Source organism: Phenylobacterium sp. (assembly GCF_030651185.1).
Lineage (GTDB): Bacteria > Pseudomonadota > Alphaproteobacteria > Caulobacterales > Caulobacteraceae > Phenylobacterium.
Genome location: NZ_JAUSCJ010000031.1, coordinates 60,332 through 79,935 on the forward strand (window position 1 = coordinate 60,332; position 19,604 = coordinate 79,935).

The 19,604-nt window shown below is 69.2% G+C and carries 23 protein-coding genes; 13 read left to right on the forward strand and 10 right to left on the reverse strand.

Translation table 11 applies throughout. The features are described from left to right. Nucleotides 1-36: 36 nt before the first annotated feature. The 3 genes from Q7J39_RS15225 to Q7J39_RS15235 all read right to left on the reverse strand — a co-directional run bounded on the left by Q7J39_RS15225 (nt 37) and on the right by Q7J39_RS15235 (nt 1,459). On the reverse strand, nt 37-486 hold the full coding sequence (locus Q7J39_RS15225; RefSeq protein ID WP_304826835.1) for an Hpt domain-containing protein: 450 nt from the start codon (nt 484-486) through the stop codon (nt 37-39). 69 nt (nt 487-555) lie between these two features. Beyond that, complete coding sequence (locus Q7J39_RS15230; protein ID WP_304826838.1) at nt 556-915, reverse strand: cytochrome c; 360 nt, start codon at nt 913-915, stop codon at nt 556-558. A 22-nt stretch (nt 916-937) separates the two neighbouring features. Then, entirely contained in the window at nt 938-1,459 is a 522-nt protein-coding gene (locus tag Q7J39_RS15235) for a DUF983 domain-containing protein (protein WP_370690077.1), read from the reverse strand. 27 nt (nt 1,460-1,486) lie between these two features. Between Q7J39_RS15235 and Q7J39_RS15240 the strand changes: the two genes are divergently transcribed. Further along, the gene (locus tag Q7J39_RS15240; protein WP_304826844.1) at nt 1,487-2,860 is read left to right on the forward strand and encodes a PLP-dependent aminotransferase family protein; all 1,374 of its coding nucleotides are present in this window, start codon (nt 1,487-1,489) and stop codon (nt 2,858-2,860) included. Here Q7J39_RS15240 and Q7J39_RS15245 read toward each other — a convergent pair. Next, nucleotides 2,857-3,768, reverse strand: coding sequence for a hypothetical protein (locus tag Q7J39_RS15245; protein ID WP_304826847.1), 912 nt, complete (start codon nt 3,766-3,768; stop codon nt 2,857-2,859). The genes Q7J39_RS15240 and Q7J39_RS15245 overlap by 4 nt on opposite strands. Before the next feature lie 102 nt (nt 3,769-3,870). Here Q7J39_RS15245 and Q7J39_RS15250 point away from each other — a divergent pair, with 102 nt between their 5' ends. Further along, nucleotides 3,871-4,119, forward strand: a complete 249-nt coding sequence (locus tag Q7J39_RS15250; protein ID WP_304826850.1) for a GlsB/YeaQ/YmgE family stress response membrane protein — start codon at nt 3,871-3,873, stop codon at nt 4,117-4,119. Nucleotides 4,120-4,163: 44 nt separating this feature from the next. Here Q7J39_RS15250 and Q7J39_RS15255 read toward each other — a convergent pair whose 3' ends face one another. Together Q7J39_RS15255 and Q7J39_RS15260 are read right to left on the reverse strand one after the other, a co-directional pair. After that, nucleotides 4,164-4,448 (reverse strand): hypothetical protein, encoded by a 285-nt coding sequence (locus Q7J39_RS15255; RefSeq protein ID WP_304826852.1) that lies wholly within the window; start codon nt 4,446-4,448, stop codon nt 4,164-4,166. Between the two features lie 156 nt (nt 4,449-4,604). Then, entirely contained in the window at nt 4,605-5,216 is a 612-nt protein-coding gene (locus Q7J39_RS15260; protein ID WP_304826855.1) for a hypothetical protein, read from the reverse strand. 157 nt (nt 5,217-5,373) lie between these two features. On the opposite strand from Q7J39_RS15260, the gene Q7J39_RS15265 reads away from it, so the two are divergent. The 9 genes from Q7J39_RS15265 (at nt 5,374) to Q7J39_RS15305 (ending at nt 14,326) form a co-directional block, all read left to right on the forward strand. After that, complete coding sequence (locus tag Q7J39_RS15265) at nt 5,374-6,720, forward strand: MFS transporter (RefSeq protein WP_304826858.1); 1,347 nt, start codon at nt 5,374-5,376, stop codon at nt 6,718-6,720. Nucleotides 6,721-6,848: 128 nt separating this feature from the next. Continuing rightward, a complete protein-coding gene (locus Q7J39_RS15270) occupies nt 6,849-9,272 on the forward strand; it encodes a hypothetical protein (RefSeq protein ID WP_304826860.1) in 2,424 nt (807 codons plus the stop codon). An 82-nt stretch (nt 9,273-9,354) separates the two neighbouring features. Continuing rightward, on the forward strand, nt 9,355-9,990 hold the full coding sequence (locus tag Q7J39_RS15275; protein WP_304826863.1) for a TetR/AcrR family transcriptional regulator: 636 nt from the start codon (nt 9,355-9,357) through the stop codon (nt 9,988-9,990). Further along, nucleotides 9,974-10,501, forward strand: coding sequence for a bifunctional 3-hydroxydecanoyl-ACP dehydratase/trans-2-decenoyl-ACP isomerase (gene fabA, locus Q7J39_RS15280; RefSeq protein ID WP_304826866.1), 528 nt, complete (start codon nt 9,974-9,976; stop codon nt 10,499-10,501). Before Q7J39_RS15275 ends, fabA begins: the two co-directional genes overlap by 17 nt. Before the next feature lie 108 nt (nt 10,502-10,609). Next, complete coding sequence (locus Q7J39_RS15285; protein WP_304826869.1) at nt 10,610-11,347, forward strand: SDR family NAD(P)-dependent oxidoreductase; 738 nt, start codon at nt 10,610-10,612, stop codon at nt 11,345-11,347. Nucleotides 11,348-11,358: 11 nt separating this feature from the next. Beyond that, a complete protein-coding gene (locus tag Q7J39_RS15290; RefSeq protein ID WP_304826872.1) occupies nt 11,359-12,126 on the forward strand; it encodes an SDR family NAD(P)-dependent oxidoreductase in 768 nt (255 codons plus the stop codon). A gap of 99 nt (nt 12,127-12,225) precedes the next feature. After that, complete coding sequence (locus Q7J39_RS15295) at nt 12,226-12,519, forward strand: hypothetical protein (protein WP_304826875.1); 294 nt, start codon at nt 12,226-12,228, stop codon at nt 12,517-12,519. A gap of 148 nt (nt 12,520-12,667) precedes the next feature. After that, the gene (locus Q7J39_RS15300; protein WP_304826878.1) at nt 12,668-13,213 is read left to right on the forward strand and encodes a hemerythrin domain-containing protein; all 546 of its coding nucleotides are present in this window, start codon (nt 12,668-12,670) and stop codon (nt 13,211-13,213) included. 459 nt (nt 13,214-13,672) lie between these two features. Next, a complete protein-coding gene (locus tag Q7J39_RS15305) occupies nt 13,673-14,326 on the forward strand; it encodes a Crp/Fnr family transcriptional regulator (RefSeq protein ID WP_304826881.1) in 654 nt (217 codons plus the stop codon). Between the two features lie 9 nt (nt 14,327-14,335). Here the strand turns inward: Q7J39_RS15305 and Q7J39_RS15310 are convergent, their stop codons facing one another. Then, nucleotides 14,336-14,545: a hypothetical protein gene (locus Q7J39_RS15310; protein ID WP_304826884.1), complete on the reverse strand. Its 210-nt coding sequence runs from the start codon at nt 14,543-14,545 to the stop codon at nt 14,336-14,338. A gap of 167 nt (nt 14,546-14,712) precedes the next feature. Between Q7J39_RS15310 and Q7J39_RS15315 the strand changes: the two genes are divergently transcribed. Further along, entirely contained in the window at nt 14,713-16,221 is a 1,509-nt protein-coding gene (locus Q7J39_RS15315) for an MFS transporter (protein WP_304826887.1), read from the forward strand. Between the two features lie 66 nt (nt 16,222-16,287). Then, nucleotides 16,288-17,610, forward strand: a complete 1,323-nt coding sequence (gene purB / locus Q7J39_RS15320; RefSeq protein ID WP_304826890.1) for an adenylosuccinate lyase — start codon at nt 16,288-16,290, stop codon at nt 17,608-17,610. 1 nt (nt 17,611) lies between these two features. Here the strand turns inward: purB and Q7J39_RS15325 are convergent, their stop codons facing one another. From Q7J39_RS15325 to mlaD, 3 genes are read right to left on the reverse strand one after another with little or no spacing between them, the layout of a single operon-like run. After that, nucleotides 17,612-18,352 (reverse strand): ABC transporter ATP-binding protein, encoded by a 741-nt coding sequence (locus Q7J39_RS15325; RefSeq protein ID WP_304826893.1) that lies wholly within the window; start codon nt 18,350-18,352, stop codon nt 17,612-17,614. Further along, entirely contained in the window at nt 18,349-19,140 is a 792-nt protein-coding gene (locus Q7J39_RS15330) for an ABC transporter permease (protein ID WP_304826896.1), read from the reverse strand. Before Q7J39_RS15330 ends, Q7J39_RS15325 begins: the two co-directional genes overlap by 4 nt. A gap of 1 nt (nt 19,141) precedes the next feature. Further along, nucleotides 19,142-19,603 (reverse strand): outer membrane lipid asymmetry maintenance protein MlaD, encoded by a 462-nt coding sequence (gene mlaD, locus Q7J39_RS15335; RefSeq protein ID WP_304826899.1) that lies wholly within the window; start codon nt 19,601-19,603, stop codon nt 19,142-19,144. Nucleotide 19,604 lies beyond the last annotated feature (1 nt).

Sequence of the window (19,604 nt, forward strand, 5' to 3'; positions counted from 1 at the left end):
GGTTGTTTCAACCTGATCCGGAAAGGGTCTAGGGCGTCAGGCCCTTTCCATCAACTGCCGGAGATCGCCCTCCAGCTGGGCCACCAGCTTGCGGCCGAACGCGTCCGCCTGACTTCTGACCTTCTTGCTGGCCAGGGTGCGGATCGCGTCGATGTGGTCGTCGATCAGCGGCAGGCGCGATTCGAAGGGCAGGTTGTCGTCGTCGATCAGCACGCAGAGGCCTGCGGCCAGCTGGTGGATCAGGGGATAGCCAAAGGTGGGGGCCAGGCCCTTCATGTCGTGGGCGCGCATATAGAGGACGCTGACGGCCTCGATGCCGTAGCCGTCGCGGGGCAAGGCTTCACGGGCGGCGTCCAGCTTGACCACTTCCTCGTGCATCCAGCCGTCGAAATTGTCGGACAGCGCCTGAACGGCCGCCTGCGCCTTGGCCACGCTTCCCAGGGCCAGGGACAGTGATTTCCGTGATGAGGCCGCGTTTCCCGCCATTATTTCCTCCGCTGCGTGATCACCTTGTAACCAGCGAGAGACGAACAAACGGTTATGCACATTCTGGGTTTAGGGGCTCGGCGTCGCGGTCCCCGACTGGATGCGGCTGAGATAGTCGATCACGGCGGTGACGTCGTCGGTATCGAACCTGAACTCCGGCATCTGGGGGTGCCCCACCATGATGCCTTCGGCCAAGGCCTCTCCCAGGCTCTCGACGGGATACCTCTTGTGCAGCTCGCGGAACGGCGGCGCGGCGGGCTCGGAACTGGCGCCGACCGGCTCCAGCGAGTGGCACCGGCTGCAATGCTTCAGCGCCAGGTCCCGCCCCCGGTCGGCCGAGGCGTCGGTGGCCGCGTCCTGCGCCGAGGCCTGGGCGGCGATCAGGCCACCGCCCAGCAGGGCTGCGAAGATCAGGAGGGTTCGGGCCATGTGGTCTCCAGCCCGGCGGTGGCTATTGGGTGGCGGTCGCCCGGGCGCTCCACTGTACCCCGATGAAGGCGCCTTTCACCACCGGCAGCAGCGCCAGCGTCGCGGCGGTCACCAGGGACAGGGTGAAGGGCAGGACGAAGGCCAGGGGCGCCTGCCAGATGAACGGGAAGCAGAGCAGCGGGGCGACCACCAGGTGCCCCACCAGGACGATGGTGAGATAGGCCGGCCCGTCGTCGGCCCGGTAGGTTCCGTTGTCGTGACCGCAGGCCTCGCAGGTCGACTGCACCTTCAGATATCCTTGGAAGAGCGCGCCCTCCCCACAGTTGGGACAACGGCGTCGCAGGCCCCGCTTGAAGCCTTCGCTGGCGGACCGCTTGGCGTCCATGTCGCTTGATCCCTCAAACCTCGCGTCCGTTCGGGGCGCATGAGGGATATAGGGCGCCAGCAATCTACACTCAATGACAATTGCATGCATGATTAGCGACGCTCGGTCACAGAGGAGATCGACAAGATCCTTCTCTTGCGAGCCCCCTCGATGACCCATACAATATTCAAATGTATGGAGATGAACATGAGCGATGATTGGCGCCCCGGCCTGGCGCGCGCCACGGGTCCGGTCTACCTGGCCATCGCCGACGCCATCGCCGCCGATCTCGACTCGGGACGGTTGGCGGCCGGCGCCCGGCTGCCGCCGCAGCGCACCCTGGCCCAGCGCCTGGGCATCGACTTCACCACCGTCAGCCGCGCCTATGCCGAGGCGCGGCGCCGGGGCCTGGTGGAGGGCCGGGTCGGCCAGGGCACCTATGTGCGGTCCGCCGAGCCCCCGGCCCCGCGCGCCGGTCCCGTCGACCTCAGCATGAACCTGCCCCCGCACTTCGAGGACGCCGCCCTCACCGCGCGCCTGTGGCGCGAGGCGGGCGAACTCCAGGCCACGGGTCTGGACCTGCTGCTGCGCTATCAGGAGGCGGGCGGCGCCCTGGCCGACCGGGAGGCCGGCGCCCTGTGGCTGAAGGACCGGCTACCGGACCTCGACCCCGAGCGCGTCACTGTCTGCCCCGGCGCCCAGAGCGCCCTGCTGGCGGTGATCGGAACCCTGGCGGCGCCGGGCGACGTCATCTGCGCCGAAACCCTGACCTATCCCGGCTTGAAGGCCCTGGCCGCCCAGCTTCGTGTGACCCTCATCGGTCTGGCCATGGACGCCGAGGGCATCCTGCCCGAGGCCTTCGATGCCGCCTGCCGCGAGCACCCGGTCAAGGCGCTGTGCTGCACGCCGACCCTGCAGAACCCCACCACCGCCACCATGTCCCTGGCCCGCCGCCAGGCCCTGGCGGCCATCGCCCGCGCCCACGCCGTCCCGATTGTCGAGGACGACGCCTATGGCCTGCTGCCTCAGGACTCTCCGCCGCCCCTGGCCGCGCTCGCTCCCGATCTCACCTTCCACATCGCGGGCCTGGCCAAGCACGTCTCCCCGGCCCTGCGGATCGCCTACCTCGTGGCGCCCGACAGCCGGTCCGGGGGTAAGGTCCGCGCCGCGATCCGGGCGACCGCGGCCATGGCCTCGCCGCTCACCGCCGCCGTCGCCACGCGCTGGATCACCGGCGGGGCCGCCCATCAGGTCCGCGACGCCATCCGCGCCGAGGCCCGCGCCCGCCAGCGCCTGGCCGCCCGCCTTCTCCCGGCCCGGAGCTTCGCGGCCCATCCCGACGGCTTCCATCTGTGGCTGACCCTGCCCGCCGGCTGGACCCGGGGGGAGTTTGCGCTCCAGCTGCGCGCCAGCGGCCTGGGGGTGGTGGTCTCCGACGCCTTCGCCACCGCGCCCGGCCCGCCGGAAGCCGTCCGCGTCGGTCTCGGCGGCCCGGCCTCGCGGGCCCAGATCGAACGCGCGCTCACCGCCATCGCCGACACCCTGGACGGCGCCCCGCTGATGACCTCGGCGGCGGTTTAGACCAGCCGCGTCACCACGGTGGAACTCTCGATGGGCAGGCCGCCGCCATAGGAGGCCAGACTGCGGCGTTCGACGCCGTAGCCCGCCCCCAGCACATCCTCCACGAAGGGCAGGGCCGGGGCATAGGCGAAGCGGCCGCCCACCTTCAGCGAGGCCAGGATGCGCCGGTAGGCCCGCGCATAGTCGTAGGCCAGGTCGTGGCCCGACAGGTGGTGGTGCAGGAAGTGCAGCGAGAACCCCAGGTGCGAGGTCACGGTCCCCCAGACGCTCCGCCCGAAGTCCTGGATGAGCCAGTCCCCCATCACCGTTCCCGGCGCCTGGGCGTCACGGTCCAGGCCCATGGCCTCGATGCCGGCGGCGCGCAGGTGCGCCACCAGGGCGCCGGTGGCGCCGCAGCCGACGTCCAGCACGGGGGTCTCGACCCGGTCCAGGCCCAGCATGGCCAGTTGCAGGCCCGGCGAATACTCCGACTGCACCGTGTCGCGCAGGCGCGTCCCGAAGGCCACCCGCAGGGCCAGGGCGAGCCGCTTGTGATGCTCGGCGAACAGGTGCGGCATGCCGGCCTCGACCTCCGGCAGGGTGCGCGCCTCCGCCAGCAGCTCGGCGGTGTCGGCCATGGCCTGCACATAGACCTGCGCCAGCTCCGCCCGGGTCTGGGCGGTGGCATAGAGGAACTGGTTGTGGCGATGCAGCCAGCGCACCAGCTGGTCGGCCAGGTCGCCCGCCGCCGCGGCCTCCGCGAGCCAGGGCCCCAGCACCTCGCGGTACGCCCAGAGATAGGCCGGCAGATCGGCCTCGAGGGCGGTCAGCTGCGCCTCGGCGTCGGCCACCGTGTCGAGGCTGAGCCCCGTGCCGGCGATCCGCCGCCGGATGCGCCGCCACAGGCCAAGGGCTGGGTTGAAGATCATGCCGCTCGCCTCTCACCTCCAGGGGGGCGATGCAAGCCCAACTGAACCTTGGCCGCCTATCCGCGTTTCCACCCCGTCAGGAAATCAGAGAGGGCTAACAACATGAGCGGCGTAGGAATTATCGGCGCGATCATCATCGGCATCTTGGCCGGCTGGATCGCGGAAAAGGTCATGGGCCGCAGCCACGGCCTGCTGACCAACCTCATAGTCGGCGTGGTCGGCGCCCTGCTGGGCGGCTTCCTCGCCGGCGTCCTGGGCATCAGCTTCGGCGGCCTCATCGGCAGCCTGGTGATCGCCACCCTCGGCGCGATCCTGCTGCTCTTCCTGCTGGGCCTCGTCCGGAAGCGCTAAGTCGGACCGGGGCTTCCTCCGTCTGGAAGGAAGCCCCGACCGTTCTAAACCTTCGACAGCCGACGCCGGTTGGCCCGCACCTTGCGGCGATAGTGCGCCACCGTCCTGGAAGCCGCCCCGTGCGGCGTCATTCCCAGCCCGCCCGTCATGGCCCGCATCTGCAGGTCCAGGGTCGAGGCGATCTTCTCATTGATCATCAGCGCCGCCTCGGTCTGGGCGCCCGGTCCGCCAGCCGCCATCTTCAGGGTGCGCAGGCCGATCACCGAGGACGCCTCCACGCCTAACGACCAGGCGTCCATCGTCAGCTTCATCCAGGGGTTCGCACGCATGGCGTTCAGTCCTTCTTCAGGACGGCGGGCCGCGCCGTGCGGTCTTCGATGTCAAAGGGCATCGTAGCGGCGCCGGCGGGTTTGCCCATGGCTCGCGGTCCGGCGTCGCGCCGATCCGCGACGGATGACCAATCCCAACGCAGGTCTTCCGGCGGGTCAGGGCGCCACCGGCTTCAGACCGCTGGTCTGGATATGCCACCTGCGCTGCTCGGGCGTGGAGCCCGGCACATCGTTGACGCGCTTGAGGGTGATCGGGCCCTTCAGGTTGAACGCAGCGCCGGTCTTCAGCCGCCCGAAGGCGATCGCCGGAACCTCGACATAGGACGAACCCGCCGCCCCCTCCATCTGCCCCGGCGCGCCGACATTGCCGTGGTACTGGGAATACTGGTCGAAGCTGGCGGCGAACTGCTCGGCCGTCATGCCGCTGGCCTTGCCGCCGTCGCCCCAGAGCGCCCAGGCCTGGGCGTACTTCTTCTCGCCGATCAGGGCGAAATAGGTCTGCACCACATCGGCCGCGCCCTGGGCGCTCTGCGGCGTGAAGGGCGCCTCGGAGATCGGGGTCCGGTCATCAGGCAAGCCCGCCGGCGAGCCCGGCGCGGGCGCCTCCACCGGCGCATTGGGGTCTTCGGTGGGAACCGGGACCGGCGCGGGCGCCTCGGGGACGCTGGCCGGGAACTGGGCCGGGGGCGTCGAGGCGGTTTGCGGGTTGCACGCGGCCAGCGCCAGGGCGCTGGCGCCGGCGGCGAGCAGGAGACGGGAAGCGGCCATGGGAGTCCTTGTGATCAGTCACAGGCTCAACGCGCAAGGCGGCGAAGAGGTGCGTCACGTTGAGGCGGCCCGCGCCGGCGTGCAAGCGGCGGTGGCGCCCCGCCCCCAACTGAGCCAATCTGACGCCAACGATAAAAAAGTCAGGGAGTTCGAGACCATGGTCGACGCCGTCGCGCCCGCCGCGCTTGCCGACGAGGAACCAACCCCCTTCAACGCCCGCTACCGGGCCTTCGCGCTCTCCATCCTGCTGGGGGCCTACATCCTGTCCTTCCTGGACCGGCAGGTGGTCTCGATCCTGGCCGAGCCGATCAAGCAGGACCTGGGCCTCGCCGACTGGCAGCTGGGCATGCTGACGGGCCTGGCCTTCGCGCTCTTCTACACGACGCTGGGCATCCCCATCGCCCGGCTGGCCGAGCGGTTCTCCCGGCCCTGGATCATCGCGGCCTCCATGGCCCTGTGGAGCGGCTTCACCGTGCTCAGCGGCCGGGCCCAGACCTTTCCGCAGATGCTGATCGCCCGCATGGGGGTCGGTTTCGGCGAAGCCGGCTGCAACCCCTGCGCCCACTCGCTGATCGCCGACTATACCCCCAAGGAGAAGCGCGCCTCGGCGCTGGCCACCTACTCCCTCGGCATCCCCATCGGCACCCTGCTGGGGCTGGTCATGGGCGGGCTGATCGCCGACGCCTATGGCTGGCGCACCGCCTTCTTCGTGGCCGGCGCGCCGGGCCTGGTCCTGGCCCTGGTGGCCGGCCTCTGCCTCAAGGAGCCGCGCAAATACATGTCGGCGCTGGCCACCAGCCAGGCCGAGGCCGCCCCGCCGCTGTCGGCCGCCTTCAAGGTCCTCGGGAGCAAGCCCACCTTCTGGCTGATGGCGGTGGCCGCCGGGCTGATGGCCTTCGTCGGCTATGGCCAGGGCGCCTTCAACGCCGCCTTCTTCATGCGCCTGCACGGCGACCAGCTGGCCCTGCTGGCCGCGCCCTACGGCCTGAAGTCGGCCGGGTTCCTGGGCCTGGCCCTGGGTCTGATCGGCGGAGCCGCCGGCATCGTCGGCACCCTGCTGGGGGGATGGTTCGCCGATATCGCCGCCCGCAAGGACGCCCGTGGCTACGCCGTGGTTCCGGCGGCGGCCGCGGTCCTGGCCCTGCCCTCCTATTACTTCATCTACACCGTCGCCAACCCGATGACGGCCCTGTGGCTGACCATCATCCCCAGCATCCTGGGCTCGCTCTGGTACGGTCCGGTCTTCGCCACCGCCCAGAGCGTGGTGCCCGCCCACACCCGGGCCACGGCGGCGGCCCTTCTGCTGCTGGTGCTGAACCTCATCGGCCTGGGTCTCGGCCCGCTGTTCGTCGGCCTGCTCAGCGACGCCCTGGCCACCGCGGGCGGGCTCGGCGCCGCCGAGGGCCTGCGCTGGTCCATGGTCCTGACCTCGTTCTTCACCCTCATCGCCGCCGCCATCTTCTGGATGGCCCGCAAGTCCATGGTGCGCGACCTGGTGAGCTGAAGCCTGGTCTTTTCCTCCCCCGTTCCGCTCCGCTTCACAGGGGAGGAAAACCACCCCACATCGCCCCCCCGCGAAAAATCGCCCGGCGGTTGATCATCGCTTAAGCGTGACCGGCTAAGGCTGGCGTCATGCCGATCTCGTATCTCTCGGCTGCGCAGATCTCCGCCCTCTCGGCGACGGTCTTGCAGTCGCTCTCGACCACGAAGACGCAGCAGCTCACCTCGACCCAGGTGGGCGCGCTCAGCGTGACGGGAATCGAGTCCCTGTCGGTGACCCAGGTCGCCGCCCTGTCGGCCAGCCAGGTTAAGGGCCTGAAGGCCACCCAGATCGCCCACTTCTCCAGTGCGGTGGTGTTCAACACCGCCCAGCTCACGGCGCTGAACGCCTCCCAGCTCGGGGGCCTCAGTTCCAGCCAGCTCGGCGCCCTGGACACCACCCGCCTCGCCGCCCTGGCCGGAACCCAGCTGGCGGGGCTGTCGGCGACGAACCTCTCAGGGCTCAACGCCACCCAGATCGGCGCCCTGTCGGCCACCCAGGTGAAGGGCCTGACCACCAGCCAGATCAAGGGCCTCACCACCGGCGACATCGACGAGTTCAACCTCACCCAGATCGGCGGCTTCACCGCCAGCCAGATCGGCGCCCTGGCCACCACCCACCTGGCCCAGTTCGACGCCACCGAGGTGGCCGCGCTCACCACCACCCAGGTCAAGGGCCTCAGCACCCTGCAGCTGCGCGACCTGGACTCCGCGACCCTGGGCCGGCTGACCGCCACCCAGGTCGGCGCCCTGTCGGCCAGCCAGGTCGGCGCCATCGCCGCCACCAATTTCGCCGCCCTCGCGCCGGGCGCCATCGCGGCCCTGTCGGCGACCCAGATCTCGGGCCTGAGTTCGACAGGCCTCTCGGCCCTGGACGCCACCCAGGTGGCCGCGCTGACCACCACCCAGGTCAAGGGCCTCACCGCCACCCAGGTGCGCGGCCTGGAGAGCGCCGACTTCGACAAATTCACCTCTGGCCAGATCGGCGCCCTGAGCGGCGGCCAACTCGGCGCGCTGTCGGCCACCAACCTGGCCAGCCTGGACGAGACCGAGGTCCGCGGCCTGACCACCACCCAGACGGCCGGCTTCACCGCCACCCAGATGGCCAGCCTGTCGGAAACCGACTTCGCCGAACTGGCCACGACCCAGATCGCCGCCCTGACCGCCAGCCAGCTTGGCGGCCTGTCGCTGACCAATCTGCGATCGCTGTCGGACACCCAGTTCCAGGCGCTCGATCCCGACCGGATCAAGGGCCTCGCCGCCAGCCAGCTCAGCGCCCTGGACGCCACCGACTTCGCACGCTTCACCCCCACCCAGGTCGTGTCCCTCTCCGCGACCCAGATCGGCGCCCTGTCGGCCAGCCATATCGGCTCGCTGAACGCCACGGTGATCCAGCAGCTCAGCAACACCCAGCTCAAGGGCCTCACCGCCTTCCAGGTCCGCGCGCTCACCGCCACCGACGTGCGCGAGTTCACCGCCACCCAGATCCAGGGCTTCACGGCGGGCCAGTTCGGCGCCCTCTCAGCCAGCGCCCTGCCGGCCCTGTTCGACACCCAGTTCGACGGGCTCAGCGCTCTGCAGTTCGGCGGTCTGTCGGCCTCGGGCGTCGCGGCGCTCAACGACACCCAGTTCGGCTGGCTCACCCCCACCCAGCTTCGCGGCATCAGCGCCACGGCGCTGGGCGAGCTGTCGGCCACCGATTTCGGCCGCTTCCGCCCCGATCAGATCGGCAGCCTGACCGCCGCCCAGTTCGCCGGCCTGTCCTCGACCAACCTGGCGTCCCTCGACGCCACCCAGGTGACGGGCCTCACCACCAGCCAGGTCCGGGCGATCACCGCCACCCAGCTGGCGGCCTTGTCGGCCACCGACCTGGGCGAGTTCGACCTCACCCAGCTCTCCGCCATGACGGCGGCCCAGATCAACGCCTTCGGGACCGACAACCTGGCCGCCCTGGACGAGACCCGGCTGTCGGCCCTGGCCGCCAGCCAGATCGCCGGCCTGACCGCCACCAACTTCTCGGCCCTGACGGAGACCCAGGTGGCCGGCCTGTCGGCCACCCAGATTCAGGGCGTCAGCGCCGCCAATATCCGTAGCCTCAGCGCCACCGACTTCGGCGAGCTGACCGCCACCCAGCTCGTGCGCCTGACCGCCGGCCAGGTGGGGGCGCTCTCCACCACCAACCTGTTCGGGCTTTCGGCCACCCAGTTCGCGACCCTGGCGGCGACCCAGATCACCGGCCTCACCGCCACCCAGGTCTCGGCCATCGACACCCCCCAACTGGAGCGCTTCACGGCCAGCCAGATCGGCGCCCTGCCCGGCGCCCAGATCGGCGCGCTCACCACCACCCTGATCGGCGCCCTGACCACCACCCAGGTGACCGCCTTCACCGCCACCCAGATCCCCAAGCTGACCGTGACCCAGGTGCGCCAGCTCACCTCGACCCTGGTGGCCGCCATGACCCCGGCCCAGGTGAACGCCTTCACCACCCTGCAAATCCAGAACCTGCCGCCGGCCTAACTGCGGGGATGGCCGTGATTGAGGCTTGTGGATCGCCCGCTCCTATGTCTGAATTGAATTCAGTTCACTCCAAGGTCCAGCCATGACCATCCCGAAGATCGGTGCCCCCGAACGTCTGATCCGCGCCGCGCAGGAGGAGCTGATCGCCAGCCATGGCCTGTTGGAGATGCAGGCGGTGGCCAAGCGGGCCAAGGTCTCGGTGGGGCTGGCCTATCACCACTTCGGCTCCAAGGCGGGCCTGATCGCCGCGGTCGTGGAGGCCTTCTACAACCGGCTCGAGGCGGCCGCCTTCAGCCCCTCCAAGCTGGTGTCGCCGGACTGGGCGGGCCGCGAGAAGGAGCGGATCGCCGCCTATATCGCCTTCCACTACGACCATCCCTTCGCACCGCTGGTGGTCGGACCCCTGAGCCGCGCCGCAGAGGTTCTCGACGTCGAGCAGGCCTTCACGCGGCGCCAGTTGACGGCCGGCGCCTACAATCTGCGCGCCGGCCAGCGGGACGGCATGATCCCCGCCGACCTCGATCCGCGTCTGACGATCGCCCTGCTGATCGGCGGCATCCGCCAGGCGCTGATCGGCGCGCTGACCGGCGGCCATCGGCCCGACCGCGCCGAGCTGACCGAGAAGATCTGGGTCTTCGTCTCCGGCGGCCTGCGGCTGCCGATCTCCAATCGCAGCACGATCCAGAAAGGAACCGCACGCCATGGCCAGTCCGCATGACTTCCACCAGCCGAAATCCAGCTACAGCAAGGCCGACCTGATCGCGTCGGGCCAGGGCGGCTATTTCGGGCCTGGCAATGCGCAGTTGCCCGCGCCGCCCATGCTGATGATGGACCGGATCACCGAGCTCAGCCTCGACGGTGGCGAGTTCGGCAAGGGCCACATCGTCGCCGAGCTGGATATTACCCCCGACCTCTGGTTCTTCGCGTGTCACTTTCCCGGCGACCCGGTGATGCCAGGCTGCCTGGGGCTGGACGCCATGTGGCAACTGGTGGGCTACTGGCTGGGCTGGTCGGGATCGCCGGGCAAGGGCCGCGCGCTGGGCGGCGAGGTCAGGTTCAAGGGTGACGTCACCCCCCAGACTCTGCTGGTGCGCTATGAGGTGAGCATACGCCAGGCCCGCCGCGGTCAACTGGGGCTCGCGGTGGCCCACGGCCGGTTGTTCGCCGACGATGCACTGGCCTATGTCGCCACCGACCTGCGGGTGGGCATGATCCAGCCGGCGGCCTGAAGATAAGCACCGCCTGTTCCTCCCCCGTTCCGCTGCGCTCCACAGGGGAGGAAAACCATTGCTTGCCCCAACGACAGACGGATCTGATCTGCGCAAAGGGAGCCCGCCATGTCCGACCTCGACTTCACTGGCCAGACCGTCCTCGTGGTGGGCGGGTCCAGCGGGATCGGCAACGGGATCGCTCACGGTTTCAGGACGCGCGGCGCGGCGGTCCATGTCTGGGGGACGCGGGCGAAGGCGGCCGACTATGACGGCGTCGAAGGCTCCGATCTCGCCGGCCTGACCTATGCGAGCGTGGACGTCTCCGACCGCGCCGCCATCGCAGCCGAGGCCCCCAGGCTCCCGGCCCTCGACGTTCTGGTGCTGTGCCAGGGCACGGTGATCTACAGGCGTGGGGAGTTCGCGCCCGCCGGCTGGGACCATGTCATGGCCGTCAATCTCGACAGCCTGATGGACTGCTCCAACGCCTTCCACGACCGGCTGGCCGCCGCCAAGGGCTCGATCATCATCGTCAGCTCCGTCTCGGGCTTCCAGTCCAACCGCGGCAACCCCGCCTACGCCGCCTCAAAGGCCGGCGCCATCAGCCTGACCAAGACGCTCGGCGAAGCCTGGGCCCGGGACGGCATCCGTGTGAACGGCCTGGCGCCGGGCCTGGTGGCCACCAAGCTCACCGCCGTCACCACCGAAAACCCCGACCGCCTGGCCGGCGCCCTGCGGGCCATCCCCGCCGGCCGCATGGGCACGCCCGACGACATGGCCGGCGCGGCCCTGTTCCTGGCCTCGCCCCTGGCCTCCTATGTTAACGGCCAGACCCTGATCGTCGACGGCGGCCTGTCGCTCTCCTGAAGGATCACTCCATGTCGCTCAGCCGCTCGGTCCAGGGTTCCGTCGTCCTCGTCACCGGGGCGGGCGGCGGCATGGGGGCGGCCACCGCCCGGGTCTTCGCCGGCGAGGGCGCTCATGTCGCCGTCACCGACCGCGATACCGAGGCCGCCATGGCCGTGGCCGAGACCATCGTGGCCGCTGGCGGCTCGGCCCATCCCTGGTCTTTGGACGTCGCCGACCCCGATCAGATCATCGCCGTGGTGGGTGAGGTCGCCGTCCGCTTCGGCGGCCTGGACTGCGTGATCAACAACGCCGGGATTTCCGGCTTCGCGGCCATCGACGATGAGGGCTACGAGGCGGTCTGGGACCGTTCGATCGCCGTCCTGCTGACCTCGCACCACCGGGTGATCCGCGCGGCCCTGCCCCATCTGCGCAAGTCCGCCGCCCCGCGCATCGTCAACATCGCCTCCACCGAGGCCCTGGGCGCCACGGCCCGCGACAGCGCCTATGCCGCCGCCAAGGCCGGGGTCACCGGCCTGACCCGCGCCCTGGCCGTCGAACTCGGCCGCGAGGGGATCACCGTCAACTGCATCTGCCCGGGGCCGATCCTCACCGGCATGACCGACGCCATCCCCGACGAGGCCCGCCAGACCTATGCCAAACGCCGCACGGCGCTCGGCCGCTACGGCGCCCCCGAAGAAGTCGCCCACATCACGCTGAGCCTCTGCCTGCCCGCCGCCAGCTACCTGACCGGCGTCACCATCCCGGTCGACGGCGGGCTGATGGCGCGGAACGCCTGAGCCGCTCGGAACCCGATTCAAAGCTGCGTGATTGTGTCGGCCTGCAACTGACAGCGCCACGCTTTGGGCGCTTGATGGGGGCAGAGGAGAGACATGCCCATGCAATCGACTCCCGGCGCTCCGGCGCCCCGCGACCCCATCGCCGATGACGATATCTCCGTGGTCCCGGTTTCCGGCGGCTGGCGTGTGCTGTCGCCCCTCGACGACACCCCCCTGATGTTCCTCTCCGGCGCCAAGGCCGAGGAGAAGGCCAAGGCTCTGGCCGCGCGGCTCGCCGCCGCCGGTCGCGACGCCCGCGTGCTGATCCATGACCGCACAAGGGCCCTGATCGGGACCTGGCGGTTTTTCGCCGCCGACGCCCCACTGTCGGAACTGCCGGTGCGCAAGGACTAGCGCCACAGGCCCCCGGGGTTTTTGCGACCGTCTCGCAAGCGCTGCAATTCTCGCACTTCTGTCGGATATCCGCCGGAACTGGCGGCGAAAAAGCGTGTTTCCGGAGTCTGGGCGACCCCGCCCGCAGATTCAGGAACTGAGGGACCTCATGGCGACCACCGCGAAAGCCGACACGAGCAAAAAAACCACGTCGAAGAAGACCGCGCCGCGCCGCACGCGCCGCACCAACCGCCGCGACCCGCTGGCCATCAGCCTGCTGAAGAAGGATCACCGCGAGGTCGACGCCATGTTCGACGAGTACGAACAGCTGGAGAAGGACGCCGAGAAGCTGGCCCTCTTCAACAAGATCGCCCTGGCGCTCAAGGTCCACATCCAGATCGAGGAAGAGATCTTCTATCCGGAGGAGCGCGGCGACGTTGAAGACGACCTCATGGACGAGGCCTATGTCGAGCACGACAGCGCCAAGAAGATGATCGCCGAGATCGAGGCGATGAAGCCGTCCGACCAGTTCTATGACGCCAAGGTCAAGGTGCTGGGCGAATACATCAAACACCATGTCAAGGAAGAGGAAGAGCCCGGCGGCATGTTCTCGCAAGCCAAGAAGGGCGACGAAGACCTCGACGCCATGGGCGAGCGCATGGCCGCCCGCAAGGAAGAACTGATGGCTGAGCTGGCTCCGGCCCAAGCCAACTGATCAGGTCGCCGCGCGCGCTTTCCTGCGCGCGGCGCGCCTGCCCTTCACAAGACTGACGAGATCGCGCCGCCCCAGCATCGTCTGGGGCGGTTTGCTGTGTGACGCGCCACAGTCGCCGGGCCGCCCCCCATAGGCGCCACGTTCCTTCACAGATGGATCGACCGCCCCCGCGTAACTTCGACGGACGCCACAAAACAGGCGTCTAGACTCAAAGTCGGCAATCTATCATTTAGTGTATCTCACAACACATAGGCCGTATTCGACAATACTTACCGCCAACCTCATCGCAGATTTCTGTTTTTTGAAATACACCTCATAAATACGATCAAACAATTATATGACCACTTGCGACGATATCTGTGACATACTCGACTTGTTGCATCGCAGTTATTTGACCGATTGGTCTGGACCTCAGTGAATTTTAGAAATTATCTGCTGTCGGCCCTAGAGCCCGACGACATGGCCTCGCTCGGCCCCTTTCTGACTGAAACCGCCCTGTCCGCGGGCGACGTGCTGCACGAGGTCGATCAGCCCATCGAGGCGATTTTCTTTCCCTCCAGCGCCGTGGTCTCGGTGGTCACCCCCACCCGGGACGGACGCAGCGTGGAGAGCGCCACCATCGGGTTTGAGAGCGTCAGCGGCCTGCCCTCGGCCCTCAGCGGCGAGCCCAGCTCGAGCCGCGTCTTCGCCCAGGTCGCCGGCGGCGCCATCCGCCTGCCGGTCGCCCAACTGCGCGACCGGGCGTTCAAGAGCACGCCGCTCCTGCACCTGCTGCTGCGGCACATCGAGGCCAATATCAGCCAGGCCCAGCAGTCGGTGGCCTGCAACGCCCTGCATGAGGCCGGTCAACGCCTGGCGCGCTGGCTGTTGATGACCCAGGACCGGGTGTCGGGCCCCGTCGTGCCCCTGACCCAGGAATATCTGGCGATCATGCTCGGCGTGCAGCGCACCACCGTCACCCTGGTGGCCAGCGCCTTCAAGCGCGCGGGCCTCATCGACTACCGGCGCGGCGCCATCACCATCCTCGACCGGGCCGGGCTCGAGCGGGAGGCCTGCGAATGCTACGGCCTGGGCAAGATGCGCTTCGACCGCCTGCTGAAAGTCGCGGCCTGAGGCCTGGGCTCAGGTCGCCAGGGACCCGCAGCCGGCATCGCGCCGTTCGCGATGAATCAACTCATCGTCGCGCCAGATCTCGACCTCGGCGGCGCTGCCGTGCTCGGCCAGGACCTTCAACGCCTGCGCCATCGCCGCCTCGTCGTCCGTGAGCTCAACGGCTTCGAACGTCAGGCCGGAGCCTCCGGCGAGATAGGGATAGAAGATGTAGGCGGGCACGGGGGTATGTCTCTGCGGGAAGCGACACCACACCACCAACCTTGACCGCCCGTCTGTCCAGTAGTCGACTTATCGCCATGCGGAGCATCAGCCGCCGCGCGCCCCTTCCCCTCGACCACCGGCTCCGCCTAAAGTCCCGCCAAGAAAGTGCATAGGGGGATGTGCGTATGACTGCGGCGGCGGACGCCGGCGGCAAGCCGGTCTATTCAGACAGCTACAAGGGCGTGGTGCTGGGCCTGCTGGTCACCGCCTACACGCTCAACTTCATCGACCGGACGATCATCTCCACCATCGGCCAGGCCATCAAGGATGACCTGAAGATCACCGACACCCAGCTTGGCCTGCTGGGCGGGCTGTATTTCGCCCTGCTCTACACCCTGCTGGGCATCCCGATCGCCCGCATGGCCGAGCGGTTCAACCGCGTCTCCATCATCTCCGCCGCCATCCTGATCTGGTCAGGTTTCACCGCGCTGTGCGGGACGGCCACCAGCTTCGCCCAGCTGGCCGCCTACCGCTTCGGCGTCGGGTTCGGCGAGGCGGGCCTCTCCCCGCCCGCCCACTCCCTGATCAGCGACTATTACGAACCCAAGCGTCGGGCCAGCGCGCTGTCGATCTATTCCTTCGGCATCCCGCTGGGCACCATGCTGGGGGCCGTGGCCGGCGGCTGGCTGGCCCAGAACTTCTCCTGGCGCGTCGCCTTCCTGATCGTCGGCGCGCCTGGCATCCTCATCGCCATCGTCATGAAGCTGGTGATCAAGGAGCCGCCGCGCGGCCATTCCGAGCCCGACCAGGCGCCCGCCTCGCCTGAGGACATCGCCCCCCCGGCCCCCAAGTTCTCCCTGGCCGGCGAGTTCAAGGAGCTGGCCGCCGTCGCCGGCACCCTGTTTGGCAAGTGGCCGGTCCTGCACATGGTGCTGGGCGTCACCATCGCCTCCTTCGGCTCCTATGGCTCAGGCCAGTTCGTGCCGCCCTACTTCACCCGCGCCTTTGGCCTGGACTACGCCCAGGTCGGCCTGATCACCGGCCTGGTGGGGGGCTTCTCGGCCGGCATCGGAACCCTGCTGGGGGGCTTCATCACCGACCGGCTCAGCAAGCGCTCGCCGCGCTGGTACGCCCTGACGCCGGCCATCGGCCTGGCCATCGCCACGCCGATCTACATCGCCGCCTATCTGCAGCCCTCATGGCAGACCGCGGCCCTGATCCTGCTGATCCCGGGCATCTTCCACTACACCTATCTGGGCCCCACCTTCGGGGTGGTGCAGAACATGGTGCCGACCCACCGCCGCGCCACCGCCACGGCCCTGCTGTTCTTCTTCCTGAACCTGCTGGCGCTCGGCGGCGGCCCGCCCTTCACCGGCTGGATCATCGACCAGTTCGCCCAGTTCAACTTCAACCACGTCGGCGCAGGCGGCACCCTGGCGGGCCTCGGCGGCCTGTTCGGCGGCGACCTGGGCGCCGCCAGCTTCGCCACCGCCTGCCCGGGCGGCAAGGCGCCGGAGGGGGCCAGCCTCGCCCTCGTCGGACAGTGCAAGGCCAGCCTGGTGGAGGCGACGCGCTCGGGCGTCATCGTCTCCATCTGCTTCTACCTGTGGGCCGCCTTCCACTACCTGCTGGGCTCCATCGGCCTCACCAAGGCCCTCTCCAAGGCCCGCACCGACCGCGGCGAAGCGGCGTAGGGCTACATCCGGGGTGGCGAAATCGGCCCGGTGGAGCTATCCACCGGGCCGTAAGGAGCCCTCGACATGATCCCCCGCTACGCCCGCAAGGAAGCCGCCGACATCTGGTCGCCCCAGACCCGCTTCAAGATCATGTTCGAGATCGAGGCCCACGCCGCCGACAAGATGGCCGAGCTGGGGGTCATCCCCAAGCTGGCCGCCCAGACCATCTGGGAAAAGGGCCGCGACGCGGTCTGGGACGCTGACCGCATCGACGAGATCGAGCGCGAGGTGAAGCACGACGTCATCGCCTTCCTCACCCACGTCACCGAGATCGTCGGCCCCGAGGCCCGCTTCCTGCACCAGGGCATGACCTCCTCCGACGTCAACGACACCGCGCTCGCCGTCCAGCTCAGCCGCGCCACCGACCTCTTGATCGAGGACGTCGACATGGTGCTGGCCGCGCTCAAGCGCCGCGCCTTCGAGCACCGCCTGACGCCCACCGTCGGCCGCAGCCACGCCATCCACGCCGAGCCCACCACCTTCGGCCTCAAGCTGGCCGGCCACTACGCTGAGTTCCAGAGGGCGAAAGAACGCCTGGCGATGGCCAAGTTCGAGATCGCCACCTGCGCCATCTCCGGCGCCGTCGGCACCTTCGCCAATGTGGCCCCCGAGGTTGAGGCCTATGTCGCCGAGCAGCTGGGCCTGGCCGTCGAACCCGTCTCCACCCAGGTGATCCCCCGCGACCGCCACGCCGCCTATTTCGCGGCGCTCGGCGTCGTGGCCTCCTCCATCGAGCGCCTGGCCACCGAGATCCGCCATCTGCAGCGCACCGAGGTGCTGGAGGCCGAGGAGCCCTTCGAGGTCGGCCAGAAGGGGTCCAGCGCCATGCCGCACAAGCGCAACCCGATCCTCACCGAGAACCTCACCGGCCTGGCCCGCCTGATCCGTTCGGCCGTGGTGCCGGCCATGGAGAACGTCACCCTCTGGCACGAGCGCGACATCAGCCACTCGTCCGTCGAGCGCGGCATCGCGCCCGACGCCACCGTCCACCTGGACTTCGCCCTGCGCCGCCTGGCCGGCGTCGTCGAGCGGCTGGTGATCTATCCGGAGAACATGCTCAAGAACATGGACCGCCTGGGCGGCCTGGTTCACTCCCAGCGCGTCATGCTGGCCCTCACCCAGAAGGGCGTGGCCCGCGAGACCGCCTACGCCTCGGTCCAGGGCGCGGCCATGAAGGTCTGGCGCGGCGAGGGCCTGTTCATCGACCTGCTGCTGGCCGATCCCACCGTCACCCTCTCCGAAGCCGAGATCCGCGACCTCTTCGACCTCGGCTACCACTTCAAAAACGTCGACGTGATCTTCGCCCGGGTGTTCGGCCAGGACGCGATGGCCAAGGCCGCGGAATAGGCTACCGGCCCACAAAGGACCGGACATGGGGGTTGCTCGTCTGGTCGAGCTCGCCTGGCGCGCCCTGCCAGACGATCTGGCCCTCGTGCAGCATGGCGATCTGATCGCCGATCCTGCGGGCCGAGGCGAGATCATGGGTGATCGAGATCGCCGTGCCCCCCAGCCGCCTCACCTGGTCGACGATCAGCTCGTTGATCACCGCGGCGGTGACCGGGTCCAGGCCGGTGGTCGGCTCATCGAAGAACAGCACCTGCGGATCGGCGGCGATGGCGCGCGCCAGCCCGACCCGCTTCTGCATCCCCCCCGACAGGGCCGAGGGGAAGACATCGGCGACCGCCTCATCGAGGCGCACCCTGGCCAGGGCGTCGAGCGCCCGGCGCCGGGCGGCCTTGCGCGGCACGCCGTCGGCGTTGATCAGCCGGAAGGCGACATTCTCCCAGACCGTCAGGCTGTCGAACAGCGCCGCGCTCTGGAACAGCACGCCTGAGCGGGCCAGCAGCCGCCGCTGCACGTGGCCGCCAAACCCCGGAAGCCCCCGGCCGTCCAGGAGCACCTTGCCCCTGTCGGGGGCCACGAGGCCGAGCGCCAGCTTGATCATCACCGACTTGCCCTGCCCCGATCCGCCGATGATCACCATCGAGCGCCCGGTCTCGACGCTCAGGTTCAGCCGGTCCAGGACGGTGACGTCGCCGAACCGCTTGGTGACGTCGCGCCACTCCAGCTTGGGCCGCGAACGGGTCATCGCTGGGTGAACAGGGTGGTGAGCAGGTAGTCGGAGGCGAAGATCAGGATGGCGGCCGAGACCACAGCGTTGGTGGTGGCCCGCCCGACGCCGCGCGCGCCGCCGGTGGCGCGGTAGCCGTGATAACAGCCCATCAGGGCGACGATGAGCCCGAACACCATGGCCTTCAGCAGGCCGGTCCCGACGTCCCCGGCCTGCACGAAGTCGACGGTGGCGCGGATATAGACGGTGGGATTGAAGTCCAGGAACCCGACAGCGACCGCCCATCCGCCGGCGATCCCGATGATGTCGGCCACCACGGTGAGGATCGGCAGGGCGATCACCGCGGCCACCAGCCTTGGCGCCACCAGGTAGCCGAAGGGGTCGGTGGACAGGGTCTTCATCGCGTCGATCTGCTCGGTGGCGCGCATGGCGCCGATCTCCGCGGCGATGGTGGCCGAGACCCGGCCGGCCAGCATCAGGGCGGCCAGCACCGGGCCAAGTTCGCGGGTGATCCCCAGGGCGACGATCTGCGGCATGATCTGCTCGGCGTTGAACCGTCCGCCGCCGGTATAGATGTTCAGCGCCAGGGCCGCGCCGGTGAACACCGCCGTCAGGCCGACCACCGGCAGGGAGAAGAAGCCGATCGCCGCCAGCTGACGCAGGATCTGGCCGGGAAACCACGGCCCCAGCACGATGGCCTGCAGGCTGCGCAGGGTGAACAGGCTCACCGCCCCCACCGTCTGCAGCGACAGCAGCGCCAGGCGTCCGACGGCCCGGACGGGGGTCAAGGCCGCGGCCGGCGCCATGTCACTCGGGCTCCGGCGCCGGGGCGGGGGGCCGCACCACCTGACCGATCAGGCCAAACAGGTCCACCGCCCCCTGGGTGTTCTCGATCTCCCCGCCCGGCTTGAGGTCCTCGGCCGCGCCGCCGGCCCCGATGGCGACATGCACGCCCCCCAGCAGGCTGTCGCTGGTGATCTTGGCGGTGGAATCGGCCGGCAGCCGCACCTCCGGGTCAATGGCCAGGCCGACCTTGGCCAGGTAGGTGTCGGGCTCCAGGGTGACCCTCGAGACCGTGCCGATCTTGACCCCGGCCACGCTGACCGCGGCGCCCGGCGTCAGGGACCCGACCTCACCGAACTTGGCGGTGACCTCGTATCCCCGCTGGCTCAGGCCGCCGCCGCCGGTCCACAGGCCATAGACCAGGAAGGCGGCGGCCAGGCCCAGCACCAGGACGCCCATGATGGTCTCTGCCCATTGTCCCCGCACG

Bases quoted from the DNA above. Each gene is read 5' to 3' on its own strand.
- Q7J39_RS15225 (WP_304826835.1), bottom strand. From the start codon at position 486: ATGGCGGGAAACGCGGCCTCATCACGGAAATCACTGTCCCTGGCCCTG.
- Q7J39_RS15230 (WP_304826838.1), bottom strand. From the start codon at position 915: ATGGCCCGAACCCTCCTGATCTTCGCAGCCCTGCTGGGCGGTGGCCTG.
- Q7J39_RS15235 (WP_370690077.1), bottom strand. From the start codon at position 1,459: ATGGGTCATCGAGGGGGCTCGCAAGAGAAGGATCTTGTCGATCTCCTC.
- Q7J39_RS15240 (WP_304826844.1), top strand. From the start codon at position 1,487: ATGAGCGATGATTGGCGCCCCGGCCTGGCGCGCGCCACGGGTCCGGTC.
- Q7J39_RS15245 (WP_304826847.1), bottom strand. From the start codon at position 3,768: ATGATCTTCAACCCAGCCCTTGGCCTGTGGCGGCGCATCCGGCGGCGG.
- Q7J39_RS15250 (WP_304826850.1), top strand. From the start codon at position 3,871: ATGAGCGGCGTAGGAATTATCGGCGCGATCATCATCGGCATCTTGGCC.
- Q7J39_RS15255 (WP_304826852.1), bottom strand. From the start codon at position 4,448: ATGCGTGCGAACCCCTGGATGAAGCTGACGATGGACGCCTGGTCGTTA.
- Q7J39_RS15260 (WP_304826855.1), bottom strand. From the start codon at position 5,216: ATGGCCGCTTCCCGTCTCCTGCTCGCCGCCGGCGCCAGCGCCCTGGCG.
- Q7J39_RS15265 (WP_304826858.1), top strand. From the start codon at position 5,374: ATGGTCGACGCCGTCGCGCCCGCCGCGCTTGCCGACGAGGAACCAACC.
- Q7J39_RS15270 (WP_304826860.1), top strand. From the start codon at position 6,849: ATGCCGATCTCGTATCTCTCGGCTGCGCAGATCTCCGCCCTCTCGGCG.
- Q7J39_RS15275 (WP_304826863.1), top strand. From the start codon at position 9,355: ATGACCATCCCGAAGATCGGTGCCCCCGAACGTCTGATCCGCGCCGCG.
- fabA (WP_304826866.1), top strand. From the start codon at position 9,974: ATGGCCAGTCCGCATGACTTCCACCAGCCGAAATCCAGCTACAGCAAG.
- Q7J39_RS15285 (WP_304826869.1), top strand. From the start codon at position 10,610: ATGTCCGACCTCGACTTCACTGGCCAGACCGTCCTCGTGGTGGGCGGG.
- Q7J39_RS15290 (WP_304826872.1), top strand. From the start codon at position 11,359: ATGTCGCTCAGCCGCTCGGTCCAGGGTTCCGTCGTCCTCGTCACCGGG.
- Q7J39_RS15295 (WP_304826875.1), top strand. From the start codon at position 12,226: ATGCAATCGACTCCCGGCGCTCCGGCGCCCCGCGACCCCATCGCCGAT.
- Q7J39_RS15300 (WP_304826878.1), top strand. From the start codon at position 12,668: ATGGCGACCACCGCGAAAGCCGACACGAGCAAAAAAACCACGTCGAAG.
- Q7J39_RS15305 (WP_304826881.1), top strand. From the start codon at position 13,673: ATGGCCTCGCTCGGCCCCTTTCTGACTGAAACCGCCCTGTCCGCGGGC.
- Q7J39_RS15315 (WP_304826887.1), top strand. From the start codon at position 14,713: ATGACTGCGGCGGCGGACGCCGGCGGCAAGCCGGTCTATTCAGACAGC.
- purB (WP_304826890.1), top strand. From the start codon at position 16,288: ATGATCCCCCGCTACGCCCGCAAGGAAGCCGCCGACATCTGGTCGCCC.
- Q7J39_RS15325 (WP_304826893.1), bottom strand. From the start codon at position 18,352: ATGACCCGTTCGCGGCCCAAGCTGGAGTGGCGCGACGTCACCAAGCGG.
- Q7J39_RS15330 (WP_304826896.1), bottom strand. From the start codon at position 19,140: ATGGCGCCGGCCGCGGCCTTGACCCCCGTCCGGGCCGTCGGACGCCTG.